Annotated in this window: 10 protein-coding genes; 1 reads left to right on the top strand and 9 read right to left on the bottom strand. The window is 60.1% G+C overall.

Features of this window, described 5'->3' with window-relative positions:
- Positions 1 to 76: 76 nt before the first annotated feature.
- From HY011_34785 to HY011_34755, 7 genes are all read right to left on the bottom strand, one after another.
- A complete protein-coding gene (locus tag HY011_34785) occupies positions 77 to 1,228 on the bottom strand; it encodes a periplasmic heavy metal sensor (protein ID MBI3428121.1) in 1,152 nt (383 codons plus the stop codon).
- Positions 1,229 to 1,234: 6 nt separating this feature from the next.
- Positions 1,235 to 1,921 (bottom strand): hypothetical protein, encoded by a 687-nt coding sequence (locus tag HY011_34780; protein MBI3428120.1) that lies wholly within the window; start codon positions 1,919 to 1,921, stop codon positions 1,235 to 1,237.
- A gap of 86 nt (positions 1,922 to 2,007) precedes the next feature.
- Complete coding sequence (locus tag HY011_34775) at positions 2,008 to 2,580, bottom strand: sigma-70 family RNA polymerase sigma factor (protein ID MBI3428119.1); 573 nt, start codon at positions 2,578 to 2,580, stop codon at positions 2,008 to 2,010.
- 380 nt (positions 2,581 to 2,960) lie between these two features.
- Positions 2,961 to 4,061 (bottom strand): alpha/beta hydrolase, encoded by a 1,101-nt coding sequence (locus tag HY011_34770; GenBank protein MBI3428118.1) that lies wholly within the window; start codon positions 4,059 to 4,061, stop codon positions 2,961 to 2,963.
- Between the two features lie 30 nt (positions 4,062 to 4,091).
- On the bottom strand, positions 4,092 to 7,586 hold the full coding sequence (locus HY011_34765; GenBank protein ID MBI3428117.1) for a TonB-dependent receptor: 3,495 nt from the start codon (positions 7,584 to 7,586) through the stop codon (positions 4,092 to 4,094).
- A 561-nt stretch (positions 7,587 to 8,147) separates the two neighbouring features.
- Positions 8,148 to 9,302, bottom strand: coding sequence for a hypothetical protein (locus HY011_34760; GenBank protein ID MBI3428116.1), 1,155 nt, complete (start codon positions 9,300 to 9,302; stop codon positions 8,148 to 8,150).
- 21 nt (positions 9,303 to 9,323) lie between these two features.
- Positions 9,324 to 10,874 (bottom strand): hypothetical protein, encoded by a 1,551-nt coding sequence (locus tag HY011_34755; GenBank protein MBI3428115.1) that lies wholly within the window; start codon positions 10,872 to 10,874, stop codon positions 9,324 to 9,326.
- 308 nt (positions 10,875 to 11,182) lie between these two features.
- Here HY011_34755 and HY011_34750 point away from each other — a divergent pair, with 308 nt between their 5' ends.
- Positions 11,183 to 12,175: an NAD-dependent epimerase/dehydratase family protein gene (locus tag HY011_34750; GenBank protein ID MBI3428114.1), complete on the top strand. Its 993-nt coding sequence runs from the start codon at positions 11,183 to 11,185 to the stop codon at positions 12,173 to 12,175.
- A gap of 136 nt (positions 12,176 to 12,311) precedes the next feature.
- Here the strand turns inward: HY011_34750 and HY011_34745 are convergent, their stop codons facing one another.
- Positions 12,312 to 15,356, bottom strand: coding sequence for a serine/threonine protein kinase (locus HY011_34745; protein MBI3428113.1), 3,045 nt, complete (start codon positions 15,354 to 15,356; stop codon positions 12,312 to 12,314).
- On the bottom strand, positions 15,337 to 15,951 hold the full coding sequence (locus HY011_34740) for a sigma-70 family RNA polymerase sigma factor (protein MBI3428112.1): 615 nt from the start codon (positions 15,949 to 15,951) through the stop codon (positions 15,337 to 15,339). The genes HY011_34745 and HY011_34740 overlap by 20 nt, the downstream gene beginning before the upstream one ends.
- Between the last annotated feature and the right edge of the window lie 129 nt (positions 15,952 to 16,080).

Below are 16,080 nucleotides of genomic sequence, written 5' to 3'. Positions count from 1 at the left end.
GTGCGCCCAGGCACGCGCACCACTTTACCCGCATCTTTTAGAACAGCCAAACGGCTGTCGAACCTCAAGAAGTTGCTTATTCAGGATTTTTGAGCAAGGGCCGGACGGGCCGGTTTTTCAGCAGCGGTTGATTGACGGGCGGCGCTGCCGGACGCACGACATTGCCCACCAACATGCCGCGCAAGAGGGTCGTATAGGTTTCCCACTGCTTGGGATTCAAAATTTGCCGGAAGCGCGTTTCGACGTGCGTCTGGCGTTTCATCAGCCGCGCCTGACGATCTGCGTTTTCTTCGACAATTTTCAATTTGTTTTCCAGCCGTTCCGCCAGCGGTTCGCGCCCGGGTTGTTCGCGCGCGGCGGCATTGCGCTGTTCAAACTCGGTGCGTAATTCATTGCGCACTTCCTGGGAAAGCGCTTTGAACTCGGCTTTTTGCGCTGGTGCCAACTCCAGTTGGCGCAAGACCAGCAGAATCGTCAGCGGATTGCCAAAGCCGGGGATCAGCATTTCCAGATCATCGCCAAACAGTTCGGCCAGCACGCGCCACGGGCCGTTGTATTGCCGGTTGAGCAGCATCGGCAACGGCGGGCTATTACGTTGCGGGCCTAACGCCTGCTCGTACAAAGCAAGAAACAGCCGCGCCTGGCCGCGATTCTCGACGGCGAGAATGCCGAGCAGGCGGGCTTCGAGCGTCGCCTGCCGGGTCATCAATTCCTTTTGTGTGGCGGCGGATTCATTCACCAGTTGATCAATCGCCTGCGGGTCGAAGCTCTCGCCGTAGATGGCCTCTTCCAAGGCGTGTTCCTGTTTGCCACGTTGTTCGCGCAAAGTACGCAGCCGGGGAGTTTCTTCTTTGAAGAGCGCCAGGATGGCCGCGCGCTGCTTGTCGCTGAGGGGAAAGCGGCGCTGCAATTCGCGGAACACCAGCATCTGCGCCACCGGATTGCCCACGCCCAAGCGGGCCAACTGCTGTTCGTCGGCGCTGAAGAAATCCGCCACCTTCGTTTGTTTGGCGGGGTCTATCATTTTGACGGCTTCGACTTGTACTTTTTTTTCAGGCCGCGTCTCGGGTTTCGCTTCAGTCCGGCTGACGAAACCGGGGCGCGTTTGTTGGTTACGCGCTTGACCGTTCAAGCCGCGCGCCAGATTTTGGGCAACGGCAGCCTGCGTCAGCAATAAGATCAGCGTCGCCAAATTCAACCAAATTGTCCTTGAGACAGCGGGTTTCATTGCCAATCACCTTTCACTGTTCGGCTCAGCCTCGGCAAAGATGCTGCGAATCGAAGGCTGTTGGGCCGCCAGCATTTCCTGATGTCGAACGTTCAAGGCGCGCAGTTGATGCGTGAGCGTTTGCAATTGGGCGCGCTGCTCCTGATTGCGCGCATCCAACGCCGCCATTTGCGTCCGCAACGTTTGCCGCTCTTGCTCAAGCGCCTTGGCCACTTCGGCCCCGACTAGGGTTTTGATTTCGGCGGGTGACAAGGCTGCGGGCGTCGTAATTTGCGGGGGTGCCACAAGCTGCACATTCAGCGGGGCAGGCGTTGCGCCGCCAGCCATTTTGTCCGGCACGGCATTCGTTTGCCTGAACAGACTGAGCGTGCCGAGCGCGATCAAAATCGTAGCGACAGCCCCCGCCGTCGCCAGCATTGCGCGCGACCAAAGCGGAAACAGGCCCAGCAATTCTTTCAGCACGTCGAGTTTCGAGCGGGGGATGACCAGTTCCATGCGAGGCACCGTCTGGACATCCCACACGCGCAATTCGCCCCGCAGCCGCTCCATGCCGACCAAGTCAGCGCTGCAACTGGCGCAAGCGGTCAAATGATCGGCAAATAGCGCGCGGCGTTGGAACGGCATCTCGTCATAAAGATACTCGACCAATTCTTCCTTCCGCTCACATTTGGGGGCTTCATGTTGCGACTTCATAATCTCTCCGTTCGGCTCACTTTCTCTTTCGGCCAGTACCTCGATCATTTTATTGACGGTTGCTTCGTGCACAGTGTTGCGGCCGTTCAAATCGCGCGGCGCAATTTATCGAGCCGCGCCCGCATCTGTTGCAATCCGGTATAGAGCCGTGATTTAACCGTGCTCACCGGAATTTGCAAGACCTCGGCAATCTCAGCAAAGGTCATTTCGTGATATTCCTTCATGATTAACACCTGCCGCATCTCAGCCGGCAGCGCTTGCAACGCCCGGCGCACCAGCACGGCCCGTTCGTCACGCTGCAAACGATCTGTGCTTTCCTCGGCGCCCCAGTCGGGCAATTCAAATTTGCGCCCGTCCGCATCCTCCGTGTCGAGCGAATATTCGCGCACGCCGCCATGTTTGCGTAACTTGGAATGACAGGCATTGAGCGCGATGCGATAAATCCACGATGAGAATTTGGCGTCGCCGCGAAACTTGCCTAGATTGCGGAACGCCGCCAGAAAGGTTTCCTGGCAGACATCGCGCGCGTCCTCATCACGCCCCAGCATACGCAGGGACAACCCATAAATCGGGCGTTCCCAGCGTTGCACCAACAGACCGAACGCATCAGTTTCCCCTGCCAGTGTGCGTTCGATGATCTGATCGTCGCTGATTTCCATAGAATGAATCAGAATCACCTTCCCCGGCCGTTGCCAACTTATCCCAGCAAATTGTTGCGCGGCATTTTCGCACGCGCTGCCGTCACGTAACTGTGCGACCGCTTAGACGAACCGGTTTTGGGCAAAGTCTGAAAATTAATCTCTATGCACGACAGACGAACCGCGCTCTTCTTCCGGTGCGGCCAAACGCGACGGGGTGAATAGCTTGTAGGATTTAGGTTGACTCTTCAAGAGGAGGGCGGGCTTGCTGGAAATTCAAGCTGTGCGGATGGGCTGAATGGAATTCAAGAGAGTGCGACTTGCTGTCGTAGCGAGGGGGAAGCCACACAATCGGAGTCGTTCCGCCGTGTGGCTCCCCGCCAACCGAACGTCAAACCAAGCTAAGGGGCTTGTTGCAACTTGCCGCCTTTAGCCGTGAGCATCAGCTTGATTAACTCTTCGGTGATTTTCGGTTCCAGCCCTTCGGTGTGGCCTTTGTCGAGGCGCACGACATCGGCGACGACGCGGCCCTCCTTGCAATCGGGAAAGACAGAGACCTGCGCTTTCCCGGGCGCGGGCAACAGCCCCCAACCGGGGCGCAATTGATTGAGCCGGGTACTGTCATACACATAGCCCGCTTTGGTATCCACCACTTCCATCGGTGCGCGGCGCGGGCCGCAGGCATACTTCTTCGCCCAATCCGAAGTTTCGGGCACGCCTTTCTCATCCACTTCGCGCTGCCCCGTCTCGTAAATAAACGAGAAGTCAGCCGCTGGCGGCTCGCGCAAAGCCGCCATTGCCGCCATCATCGGCGCATTCGCGGCGGGAGTGGCGCCACCGGGAGCGGGACGCGTGGCCGCCGCTGCGGGGGGCGTCGCGCCCGGCAAGCCAGCCGGTGCGAAGGTTGCCGAACGGCCGGGGTTGCCGCCCAAACGCCCGCCGGACAAGCTAAGCCAGCCGTCCACTTTGTCTTTGAAAAAGTCGGTGCGGATGATGCGGTTGGAAGTCATCCCGCCTTGCGAATGCCCGGAGAGCCAGAAGGCTTTGATGTTCTCGCGGCCAAGCTGTTCGATGACGAAGTTGACGATGTTGTGCAGATAGGTGTCGTCCGCCTCTGACCACGCGCGCGTCGGCGCGTTGGGCGTGGCGACGACCAGGCGATACTTGTTCACGTAATCCATGAGCGGGAAATAGTTGCGCTGCCAGTTGCCATACGAACCGCCGCCGTGCAGGCTGAGAATGAAGGTGACTTTCTCGCCCTTCTTCAGATCGCACGGATAATCCAGGAAGTAAGTGCGGCGCGTCTTCATCTCCACCACATTCCCCTGATTGATCACGATAGACCCTGAGCATTCGCTGTCGGGACAGTGCAGGTATGGCGTCGTGGTGCAGGTCGTGCCCGCAAAGCGCACGAATTCATCTTGCGCGCTGGCATAGACCGGCAAGATCAGCAGAGCACAGATCAAGGCCGGCAGTTTGAGCAAATTCAACGACACTTTCATATTCATTCCTCCAGTTAGAAATTAAGCCGCTTAGAAACTAAGCCGTGCTGCAAATTGGAATGCGCGCGGGCCGCCCGTTCCGAAAATCGGGCTGACGCGCGAGGTCGCTTGTCCGAAAGTATTATTCGGATTGTTACGGCCAGCGGCGGTGATCGCGCCCGCTGCATTCGCGGTCGGGCGAATGTAGGCCGCGCTCGCCAGCGAACCGCTGAAGCCGCCCAGATTGGCGATGTTGAAGATGTTGAAGCCTTCCGCAATCAGGTTGAGCCGCACCTTTTCGCGGATGGGAATCGAGCGCGTGACACGCAAGTCGTGCGCGATGAAGCTGTCGCCAGAGGAAAAATTATCCGGCAACACGATGTAAGGATAAGCCGCGCCCACCTTGTCACGATTCGCCGTCCCAATCTGTTGCAGTGGCGTGTCCTTTGGTGCGGCGAAGGTCGTGTTATAGGCATCCACCAGTTTGCGAATGTCGCTGGCGCCCTGCCCGCGCCCGAATGCATTGATCTTGCTGCCCGGCAGCAGGAAGGCAAAGGTGCCGTCGCCGTCTGTGTCAAAGGTGCCGAGTTGCACGGTGTTGATGTCACGGCTGCGCATTTGCCAAATTGTCGAGAGTTGCCAATTGTTCAACACCCCCTTCAGCAGTTTGTTGCTGCTCTTGGTGTCCGGCAAATCCCAGATGGCGCTGAACGAAAACTGCTGTTTCGGGCTGGCGCCGCTGAGGCCGAAATTCTGTGCCGAATCGTTGAAGCTGTTCGGCGTCGCCCCATTCAGCGGCAAGTAGGTCGTGTAACGCTGCAAGGCGTAAGCCGCCGTCAGCATGAAGCCTTGCGAAAATCGCTTGTCCACTTTGACCTGCAAGGCCGTGTAGCGCGAGAGAATGCTGGGGTTGCCGTAATAGATGATGTTGGTCGAGCAGAGCGCCTTCGGATCGAGCGCTTGCGCCTGTGAGCAAACGGGCAACACCGGATTGCGGACGGGCGCGGCCACGCCGGTCGCGGGCGTGATCGAGTAACTGCTGAAGCGGTTCCAGCGGTTGATGTCTTCCATATAGCCTTCGTAAGCGCCGAACTTGACGCCCCGGCGCATCACAAAATCCGCCGAGACAGATAGGTTGTGCATGACTTGCCGCTGCACGCCCGCGTTGAAATGCATCGTGTAGGGCGTGCGGAAGTGTTCGTCAAAGACGGCTTCGGTCAAATAGGTCGGTGCCTGTTTGCGCACGTCAATGTTGCGGATGGACAAATCCGTGCCATTAAAGCGTGCCTGTTGCGCTTCCAAAATGCCGCGCAAGGTTGGCAGGTAGGCCAGCATCTCCCCGCCGGTCAGATTGGTCGGCAACACCGTCGCAAAGTTGATACACGTGCCCGTCACCGCCGGGTTGCAGGTTGTGCCCGCGCCCAGCTTGGGATTGCCCAACGCCGACGAACTGGACGACGTCAGGCCGATGCCCGCCGGGCCGTTCAGGATTTCATCCTGCAATTTCAGATAGCTGCGGTTGGCTGACGTGTGGTGCAGCGAGGCGCTGCCGCGCATGACTGTCTTATCGTTGAGCGCCCAGGCGAAACCGAAAGCCGGATCAAAGTTATTCAAATCCTGCGGCACTTTGGTGGACTTCAGCCCTAGTGCCACCAGATAGGGCGAACGCTCGTAATCGTGGTAAACGATGTTGTCTTCCCACGACCAGGCCAAGCCGTAATTGAGCGTGAGCTTCGGTTTGATCTGCCAGCCATCCTGCGCGTAAAAACGAATCAGGTTGTTGCGCGCCAGTTTGTTGAAATTTTGTTTGACCGGCTGAATCGGATCGCCAATACCAATGGTCAACGCGCCCGTCATTGGCAGTTGCAGCAATTCAGCGAAGGTCGCCACCGGGCCGGTGTAGCCCAGCTTCAAACTGGCGGGCAGCGTGGCATACAACGTCGGATTCGAGGCCGCAATCGTCGTCGGGCTGAAGACGCCAAACGTCCCGGCAAAATTCCGGTTCCAACTGCCCGCGCTGAAAATGTGTTCCCAGTTGCCGCCGAAGCGGATGCGGTGCGTGCCCTGCGTCCAGCTCACGTTGTCGGTGAATTGGTAGGTGCGCGGATGGCGGTCTTGCGGAACGTTAGCGTTATTGCCAATGCTCAAACCGCCAAAGAACGAGATCAGCGTACTGCCGACACCGATGCAATAACGCGGATCGCCCGCCAGCGCCTCGCAATCTTTTTGCGAGGGTGGAAAGAGCCGGTTGCGAAAGTAGGAATACGCAAAGCGAAAATCGTTGACGCGTCTGGGGCTGAGAACGCTCGTCAACCCGAATTGCGTTTGATAGGAATAGTTGCTCGAACCGATCCAGTTCGATTCCATGCCGCCGCCCGAAATGCTGTCATTCTTGTCAATGTTGCCGCGCATGAAGGCGGTGTGTTTTTGCGTCACGTTGTAGTCAAGGCGCACGCCGATCAGATGTTGATCGAAAGGCACCTTCGCCACGTGGTTGTAACCGAACAGCAGCGGGTCGGTGAACCTGACCTGTTGCGCGCCCACTTGATCGCTGCGTTCGTAGTTGGTAAAGAAAAAGAGCTTGTTCTTGATGACCGGCCCGCCGAACGTTCCACCATATTGCCGCCGCACAAAGAAGGGGTCTTCGAGCCGTTTGCGCGCGCTGGTGGCGCACAACGGACTATCCGTCGCCAGGCCCGTGCAGGGACGGCTCAACGCCGAAAAGGCCGCCAGATTGTGATCGCGGAAAAACAGAAATGAACTGCCGTGATAGGCATTGCCGCCACCGCGTGAAATGACGTTGACCGCACCCGCCGACACTGTGCCCGTCGAGAGATCGAAGCCGATGGTGCTGATTTGAAATTCCTGCACCGTTTCAGACGAGAAGTTTTGCGAGGTGCCGCCCGTGATGCGGTCATTCGCGCGCGCGCCATCCACCGAAATCGTGGTCATGTATGAAGGCGCGCCGCCCACGCCCACTTGGAAAAAGTCATTCTGATTGAGCACACCCGAAGTCGCCTGATATGTCACCGAAACGCCGGGTTCCAAACTGGCGACCGAAAGAAAACTGCGCCCGTTGAGTGGCAGGCTTTCAATCTGCTTCTGCGTCACGATCCCACCCAAGCCGGAATCCGAAGTATTCAAAATCGGCGCGCCGCCGCCCACGACTTCGACGGTCTGATTCGCCCCGCCCACCGTCAGCGTGAATTTGCCGGAAACCGTCACGCCAACCTGCACGGTCAGCACTTGCAATTGCGAAGTGAAGCCCTGCGCCTCCACCTTCACCTCGTATTCGCCGGGGATCAGGCTCTCGAAGATAAAGCCGCCCTCGGTATTGGAAGTGAGCTTGCGTACTGCGCCGGTGGCACGATGCGTGGCGCTGACCTTGGCGCCCGCGACCACGGCTTCATTCGGATCGGTAACCATGCCGTTGATCGCGCCGGTGGCGTTTTGGGCATAAGCCGGCGTCACGGGACTCAACCACAGTCCCCCAACAATCACTGCAAGCCAAAGCAGAAAGAGCGTGCGACGAGCGGAAATTTTCATGGTGCTGACTCCTTGTGGACGCCGAAACAGGCTCCCAAAGTTGCTGGTTGGAAGTTGATCTGGCGACGGGTTGAACCCGCCCGATCTGGTGCTTGCTATTCTGGTGCTTGAATAATCAGACAGGGTCTTTGCCCTGCCTTGATGTCATCCCACAGCTAGCCCCGAACCAAGATGATTGCTTCGTTATAGTTTTATCGAGTCAACAGGAGGTCTGCGTTTATGCGCCACCCGCAGTTTATTGATGCTTACTGAACGGGCGGTCAGTGGAGTCTAACAAGCTGGCGGGAGGGGTTCACCTATCGAAAGTTAGGGTCAGAACAGAAAAGTCTTCAGGACATACGCCAAAGAGCATGGAGTTCAGGCTGAAGCCTAATGGCATTGAATTAGTGTTCAGAGTTCACGCTTCAGCGTGTTAATTCGACTTAGACACGCTGAAGCGTGAACTCTGAACACCTCGTTGTCACGCTTAATTCAATGCCATTGGGCTTCAGCCTGTGCTCGCGCTCTCCAAGACAGGCTGAAGCCTGAACTCCATGCTCTTTGGCCATGTTTCTGCATTTGTCAGATGAGGTTGAGTTGGCGGGCCTGCGCGACGGCTTGCGTGCGGCTGCCGACGCTCAGCTTGCCGTATATTTGGTTCAAGTGCCATTTGGTCGTGCCTTCGGTAATAGCGAGGCGGGCGGCGATGTTGCGGTTTGATAAGCCGTCGGCGACCAGGCGCAAGATGGTGCGCTGAGTTTCGCTAAGCGGTTCCAGCAGCAGTTGCTTCCTGGCGGCGGAAGCAACTGCTGCTGGCGTGCCGTGGGCTTGTTTGGAAAACCCTTCGAGCAGCCCGGCCACGAACGCAGGCGCGAGGTGCTGGCTGCGCGGCAGAAGCGCGACAATGGCCGTGCCCTCATCCAGAAAGGGGCGGCGGTAGCCTTCGGGCGCGGCCAGGCAAAGCGCCTGTTCCAAATAAGCCCGTGCGGCCTCTGGCTGTTGCAACGCCTGCTGGGCCAGCGTCTGCAAAAGGTAAATCGCAATCAAGCTGCCCTCGCGGCCCTGTTGACGGGCGAAGCCTTCGATTTGTTGTAACAGGGCGGCGGCCGCTTGGGGCTGATCCTGCGCCAGTAACAAGCGGGCAGAGGTCAGATTCTCTTGTTCGGAGCGCGCTGCCGCAGCGGCGGGCAATGCGCTGAGCGTCGCGGCGGCGGCGGCGGTGTGGCCCTGCCGCAATTGCAATTCGGCGCGCATGGCCGTCACGGTGCGAATGCGCCGTTGATTTTCTGAACGCTCCGCCAATTCGCGCGCCGCCGCGAGGACTTCCCAGGCAGCCTCAAGTTCGCCTTGCGCGGCGTGCAATTTGAGCAGCGTGCGCTGCCCGGCCAGTGTGGCATACACCGTCCCCATCTGCTGACAGAGCGCAATGCCAGTCGTCAGGTGATAAGCGGCGCGCGGCAGGTCGTTGATCTCGTAATAGAGCATGCCCAGCGGGACGTAAATAAACCCCGCGACGGGCAGCGGATGCCCGTGCGCGTCCATGAACTGGCAAGCCGCCTGCTCGCACGAACGGATGGCTTCGCGTAATTTCCCCTGTTGATACAGTAGCAATGCCAGATACCCCAACGCTTCCAACGTAGGCAGGTAATGTCCTAGCCGCTGCCCCAGCGCAATGGTCTGGCGCAATGTGTGAAGCGCCGCCTGCCGGTCGCCGACGAGCCGTTGCGCCTGTCCCAAATGGCTGAGCGCCGTCGTTCGCTAAAAGGATTCGGTCTCGTTGAGAAAGGTCAACGCCTCTTCGGCAAACTTTACGGCTTGCGCCGGTTCATCACGATTGATTGCCAGATAGGCTTGAAAGCCCCGCAACATGCCACGATGCAGGGGCGGCGCATCCGGGCGTTCGTTGGCGACGGCGAGCGCGGCGTAGGCTTCACCGGTGACGATCTCGCCGCGCAAATACAGAATCCAGCCTTTATGCACCAGCAAATCACTGTGCGCGCGCACGACTTTTTCCGGCAGCGCGTTCACCCAGCCGAGCAAGGTGCTGTATGCGCCAACGCGGCATGCTTCTTCAGCGCCGCGCCGGATCAGGCGCACCGCCGTCTCGTGATCGCGGCCCGCCTGGGCGTGCTTGATCGCTTCGGGCATTGAGCCATGCGCCTCGTGCCAGCGGCTGGCGACAACGTGCAAGGCCTGCTGCTCCGGCTCGGTCAATGCGGTGCGCAGAAAATCGGCAAACAGGTGATGGTAGCGAAACCACTGCTGCTGTTCGTCGAGCGGAATCAGAAAGAGGTTGGCGCGTTCGAGATACGCCAACGCGGCCTGTCCATCGCCGCGCCCCGTGACGGCATCGCACAACGCGGCATTGAACCGGTCGAGGATGGCGGTCTGACGCAAAAAGGCGCGCATCTCTGCGGGCTGCTGCCGCAACACCTCTGCCGCCAGATAATCAATGATGTCGCGCCCGCCGCTGCCCAACGCTTCGGTTTGCCAAGCCGGTGGCAAAGCCAACTGCAAAACGGGTGGCTCTTCATCTTCACTAGGCCCTTCATTGCGACCACGTCCGCGCAACGAGAGCGCCGCCATTTGCAAGCCCGCCACCCAACCTTCGGTGTGATCTTCCAGCGCGCGCATTTCTTCGGCGGTTAGCGCCAGCCCCATCGTGCGTTTCAGAAAGGCGACCGTCTCTTCGCCGGTGAAGCGCAAATCCTGCGGGCGTATCTCGGTCACTTCGCGCCGCACACGCAAGCGTGGCAAGGGCAAGGCTGGTTCTTCGCGCGTCGCCAAGACCAGATGAAAGTGCGGCGGCAGGTTTTCCAGAAAAAACGCGATGGCGGTTTGCAGGTCACGCTGACTGATGACGTGGTAATCATCAAGCGCCAGGATGTTTTGTTGCGGGGGTTGCGTGGTGCTCGCTTCGGAATGCTTGGCCAAGTCGTTGATGAGCAGCGTCATCAGATGATTGAGATTGAGCACGTGCGGCGTTTTCAGATAAGCCTGCGCCGCCCGCCCCAACTGCGGAGCAAGCCGCTGCAACGTGGCGATCAAGTGCGAGAGAAAGCGCACCGGGTCGTTGTCTTCCTGATCCAGCGAAAGCCAGGCGATGTTTACCGCACCATGCTTGTGCCCGCTCAGGCCGTGCAACCACGAAGCCGCCAGCGTCGTCTTGCCCGAACCCGCCGGCGCCGAAATCAGCGTCAGTTTGCGCCCCAACCCCTTGTCCAACTGATTCAACAAACGCAGCCGCACGATCCAGTCCGGTCGTTTAGGCGGAAGTGATAGCTTTGTGGTCAGGATGGGAGTAGCCATGATGCGCCTTTTGCAAACCCAGCTTTCGGCGGGCAGAGCATAGCGTAGCCCACCGGTTTCGTCATCAGCCGCCCGCCCGCCTCACAACCCAAGCTGGGCTTTTGCAAAGTCGCAGACCGGCACGCTTGCACGGCAATCCTGATTCCTGGATCAGGGCAACGTCTTCAGCAGATGCGCCAGCGGGTGCCGCGAAAGCCCCGCTCTCTTCGTTTGCTTCGTTTGCTTCGTGGTTTATTTTGCTGGAAGTCTGTATATTCCGCGCCGCAATTCATTGCCGCAAAGACATCCAGCAAGAGGAGCATACCCGCATGAAATACTTCATCACCGGCGCAACCGGGTTCATCGGCGGCCACGTCGCGCGCCAACTCGCCGCCGCCGGACACCACGTCACCGCGCTCGTCCGCAACTCCGCCCAAGCGCAAGACCTGGCCCAACTCGGCCTGCAACTCGCGCCCGGCGACATCACCGATAAAGAAAGCATGCGCGCGCCCATGACCGGCGTGGACGGCGTCTTTCACCTCGCCGCCTGGTACAAAGTCGGCGCGCGCGACAAAGCCGCCGCCAAAAAGATCAACGTCGGCGGCACCCGCAACGTGCTCGAACTCATGCGCGAACTCGGCATTCCCAAAGGCGTATACACCAGCACCCTCGCCGTCAACTCCGACACGCACGGCCAAATCGTAGACGAAGCGTACCGCTTCAATGGCGCGCACCTCAGCGAATACGACCGCACCAAGTGGCAAGCGCATTACGCAGTCGCGCTGCCGCTGATCGCAGCGGGGCTGCCGCTGGTCATCGTGCAACCCGGCGTCAATTACGGCCCCGGCGACACCAGCGCCATCGGCAACGCCTTGCGCGATTACCTGCGCGGACGCCTGCCCCTCGTGCCCGACCAAGTCGCCTATTGCTGGGCCCACGTCGCCGACACCGCGCGCGGCCACTTGCTGGCCATGGAAAAAGGCCGCGTCGGTGAGAGCTACATCATCGCCGGGCCGCCGTGTACGTTGGTGGATGCGCTGCAACTGGCCGAACAAATCACCGGTATCAAAGCGCCGCGTTTGAAAGGCTCGCCGGGCATGTTGCGGGTGCTGGCGGGGATGATGGGCGTAATGGAAAAGCTCGTGCCGGTGCCGGAAAACTTTGCCTCTGAAACCTTGCGCGTTTCGGCGGGCGCGACCTATCTGGGCAGCAGCGCGAAGGCGGAACGCGAGTTGGGCTTTCAGGCGCGGCCGCTGGCGGAGGGGCTGCGCGAGACGCTGGCTTATGAGATGAAGGCACTGGGGTTGGCTGAGCGGAACTGAATGCGCTCAACCTGGGTACGCACGGCTTCCAGCGTGCTCTTGGCGAAAGACCGAACAATGCCGAAGGGTTTCCTTTCAGATTCATCAGGTGCTATGCCAAGACTGCACGCTGGAAGCGCTGCGCACCCAGGTTGCCTCAATCCCAATTCATCCCCCACAACGTGCGCTGGCGCGTGTAAAGCCGCACCGAATGATCGTGCTCGCCGGAAAGCAACTGTTTGCCATCCGGTGAAAAGGCCACCGCATAAACCGGCGCGGTGTGCAGCCCGATACGCGTCACCAGCCGACGCCCGGCGACATCCCACAGCGCAATTGCTTTGTCATCGCCTGCCGAAACGACCTGCTTGCCGTCGGGCGAGAAGGCGACCGATTTGATGCGCGCGTCGTGTTTGCCAATGACTTCGGTTGGATGCAGCGGCTGCGTCGTCCACAACTGCACGAGCTTGCCATCTTCACCGGTCACCAATTGTTTGCCGTCAGGCGCAAACCCGACACTGATGAACGAACGCGGAGTGAAGTCGGCCTTTTCAACCTGGCTCCAGGTCGTGGTATCGAGCACGACGACACGGCCATTTGAATTGGCCGTCGCCAGCCGCAAACCATCGGCGGAAAAGGCCAGGCCATAAATTGCGTTTGCGCTGAGCCAAGGCCCCTTGAGTTGAAAATCCGCCAACTGCCGACCAGTGGCGCTGTCATAAACTCCGTGCGAAGTTGCCAACCAGCGGCCATCCGGCGAAATCGTCAGACAGTTGGCGGCAGCATCTCCTTCATTCTGCGGATGCGCGAACCGCAGCCGTTCGCGCTGCTGCGCCAGTTCCCAAATAATCACTGTTCCGTCGCGGTCAACCGAAGCCAACGTTGCGCCATCCGGCGCGAAAGCCAGGCCCACGACGCGCGTGGCATGACCGAAGAGCAACATCTCGCGGCGCTGGCTTTCCGCATTCCAAACCATCACCGAACGATCTTCGCCCGCCGAAGCGCAGCGTTTGCCGGTGCGCGCCCAGGCCACGGCGCGCACCGGGCCGTCGTGTTCGTTGAAACCGACGGCGCGCCGCCGCTCCACCACGTCCCAAACCCGAATCCCGCCGTCGCCGTGCGTCGAAACCAGCCAGCGTCCGTCGGGCGAAAACGCCGCGCTCCAAACAATGGACGGGTAATCAATCGTCGTGATCTTCCGCCGCGTCACCGCATCCCACAGAATGATGTTTTCGGCGCCCGTTGCCGCCAGCCGCCCATTGGGCGAAATGGCAACCGCGCGTCCGTTGTCCTGATGCGCTTCGAAGCGGCCCAGCAACCGCCGCCGTTTGAAGTCGGCAAAGATGACTTCACCCTGAGCGGTTATGCTGATCAGCCACGCGCTAGCGGGCGAGAGCGCGGCGTTGTTGCCAGCCCAGGCCGAATCGAACTCATCGCCCAGCGGTTGCCCTGTCGCCATGTCCCAGGTATTTGGCAGGTGATCTTGCGAACTATCGCGGTGATAGATCAGCCGCTTGCCGCCAGCACTAAACAGCGGCGAATTAGCGTCAGCAGCACCAGCCGGAATCTGCGCATATTTTTCCCAACTCCCCACGCGCCACAGCAGCGTGGCTTGACCCAGTGAATCGTCAGCAGCATCGGCGGAAACCAGCACTTGCCCATCCGGCGAGAAAGCTACGCTGACCACTCTGCCACGATGCCCGCGCAGCACTGCCTCTTTCTGTAGTTTGACGGCGTCCCAAACAATCACCGTCTGGTCAGCGCTCCCTGTCGCAAACCATTTCCCGTCCGGCGAGAAAGCGACCGCCGCCACCCAGTCGGTGTGATCGTTGAAGGTCGCCAGCCGTTCGCGCTTCGCAAAATCCCAGACGATCACTTGCTTGTCTTCACCAACTGAAACCAGCAAACGCCCATCCGGCGAAAAGACCGCGCGCCGCGCCGCCGCCGTGTGCCCGTCGCGCAACACCTGTTCTTCCCACATTTCATGGATCGAAAGCCGCGCTGTCCCCACCACAAATAGCGTAGCCAACAACAACGCCAGCGCGCCCAACCCGACTAGGCGGCGGCTGGTGCGGTTGGCCAGCCGCTGTTTCAATTTGTTCAGCTCGTCCAGCAACTCGCCCGCCGTGGCGTAGCGTTCCGCGCGCTCACGCCGCAGCGCCTTGCGGATGATGCGTTCGAGTTCTTTCGGCGCGTGCTCGAATTTCAGTTGCGCTGACAATGGCTCCTGCGCACCGCGCAAAACATCCGCCGCTTCGACCAGCGGCGCCCCGGCGAGCAAGCGCGCGCCTGTCACCATTTCGTAAAGCACCAAGCCCAGCGAGAAAACATCCGTGCGTCCATCCAGCGTTGCGCCGCGCGCCTGTTCGGGCGACATATAACTGGCCGTGCCCAAAATCGTCCCCGCCGCGGTGAGTGAGGGATGAGGGATGAAGGATGAAGGATGAATCGGACGGCTGCTTTCATCCCTCAGTCCTCCGCCCTCATCCCTTTCATTCAGCTTGGCGATGCCGAAATCGAGCACCTTCACTAGCCCATCCGAGCGCACCATGATGTTTTCGGGCTTGATGTCGCGGTGCACGATCCAGGCGGCGTGCGCGGCTTTGAGCGCGCTGGCGATTTGCGTGGCGCAATCGAGCGTTTGCATGACGCTCAAGCGGCGCGACTGTTTGGTTTCAGGATCGGTCAGCCACTGCCGCAGCGTCTGGCCTTCGACGTATTCGGTGGCGATGAAATGCGCGCCGCCCGCTTCACTGGCAGCCGCGCCGATTTCGTAAATGGTGATGATGTTCGGATGGTTGAGTTGCGAGGCGGCATTGGCTTCCACCTCAAAGCGCCGCACGCGCTCCGGGTCGGCATTGAACCCGGCGGGCAGGAATTTGAGCGCCACCGCGCGTTTGAGCCGCTCATCCCACGCGCGCCAGACTTCGCCCATCCCGCCCACGCCCAGGCGCTCTTCGATACGGTAATGGCTAATCTGCTGACCGGTGAAGGCCGCCGCCTCTTCGACGAATGCGCCGGTCAGATCGGCGCGCTCCGGCAGTTGCGCCGCCACAGCTTGCAGACTGAGCAAGGCTGCGACCTCACAGCGCAGCGTTTCGTCAGTGCCGCAGGCTTCTTTCAACCAAGCCGCGCGCGCCGCCGGTTCAACGGCCAGCGCGCCTTCCAACAAAGCATCAATCCGGTCAAAGCGCGCTTGATTCATGATGTGCCTCCTTTCCGCCCAGCCGTTCGGCCAGCCACAAACGCGCCGTCTGCCAATCGGTTTTGACCGTATCGGTCGAAATCCCCAAGGCCGCCGCTGTCTCTTCGATGGTCAGCCCGCCAAAGAAACGCAACACGACGACCCGGGCTTTGCGCGGCTTGAACTGCCGCAGCCATTCGAGCGCTTCATCCAGCGCCACCAAATCGGTCACGCCTTCGCGTTCGATCACCAGCGACTCATCCAGGGTCACGCGCGTCCATTCGCCGCCGCGTTTGTGGCGCTGGCGGCGGCGCGCGCATTCCACCAACACGCGCCGCATCACCTCCGCCGCAATCGCCAAAAAGTGCGCGCGCCCATGCCAATCCACGCGCCCGGCCTCGACCAGCCGCAGATAGGCCTCGTTGACCAGCGCGCGCGTTTCCAGCGTCTGCCCGGCCCGCTCGCCGCGCAACGCCTGCCGCGCCTGCCGCCGCAAGTCTTCGTAAACCAGCGGGAAGAGTTGGTCGAAGGCGGCTTGATCACCGTTGTGCCATTGCAACAGCAATTGCGTCACCGCGCCGGGCGCGGCCTCTGCTCGCGGGGTTTCGGTCAGCATCGGATGTGGCCTCCTTAAGGGAAAAGGATTGCACTGACTGACTGGCAACGAGCGCATTGGCGGCTGAAAAAAAATTCTTGCGCAACTCCACCACTTCAGCCCCAGTTGGCGCATGTAGCCAGTGAAGCC

This window comes from Acidobacteriota bacterium (genome assembly GCA_016196035.1).
In the GTDB taxonomy this organism is placed as follows: Bacteria; Acidobacteriota; Blastocatellia; order RBC074; family RBC074; genus JACPYM01.
This window is presented reverse-complemented; position numbering and strand designations above follow the sequence as displayed.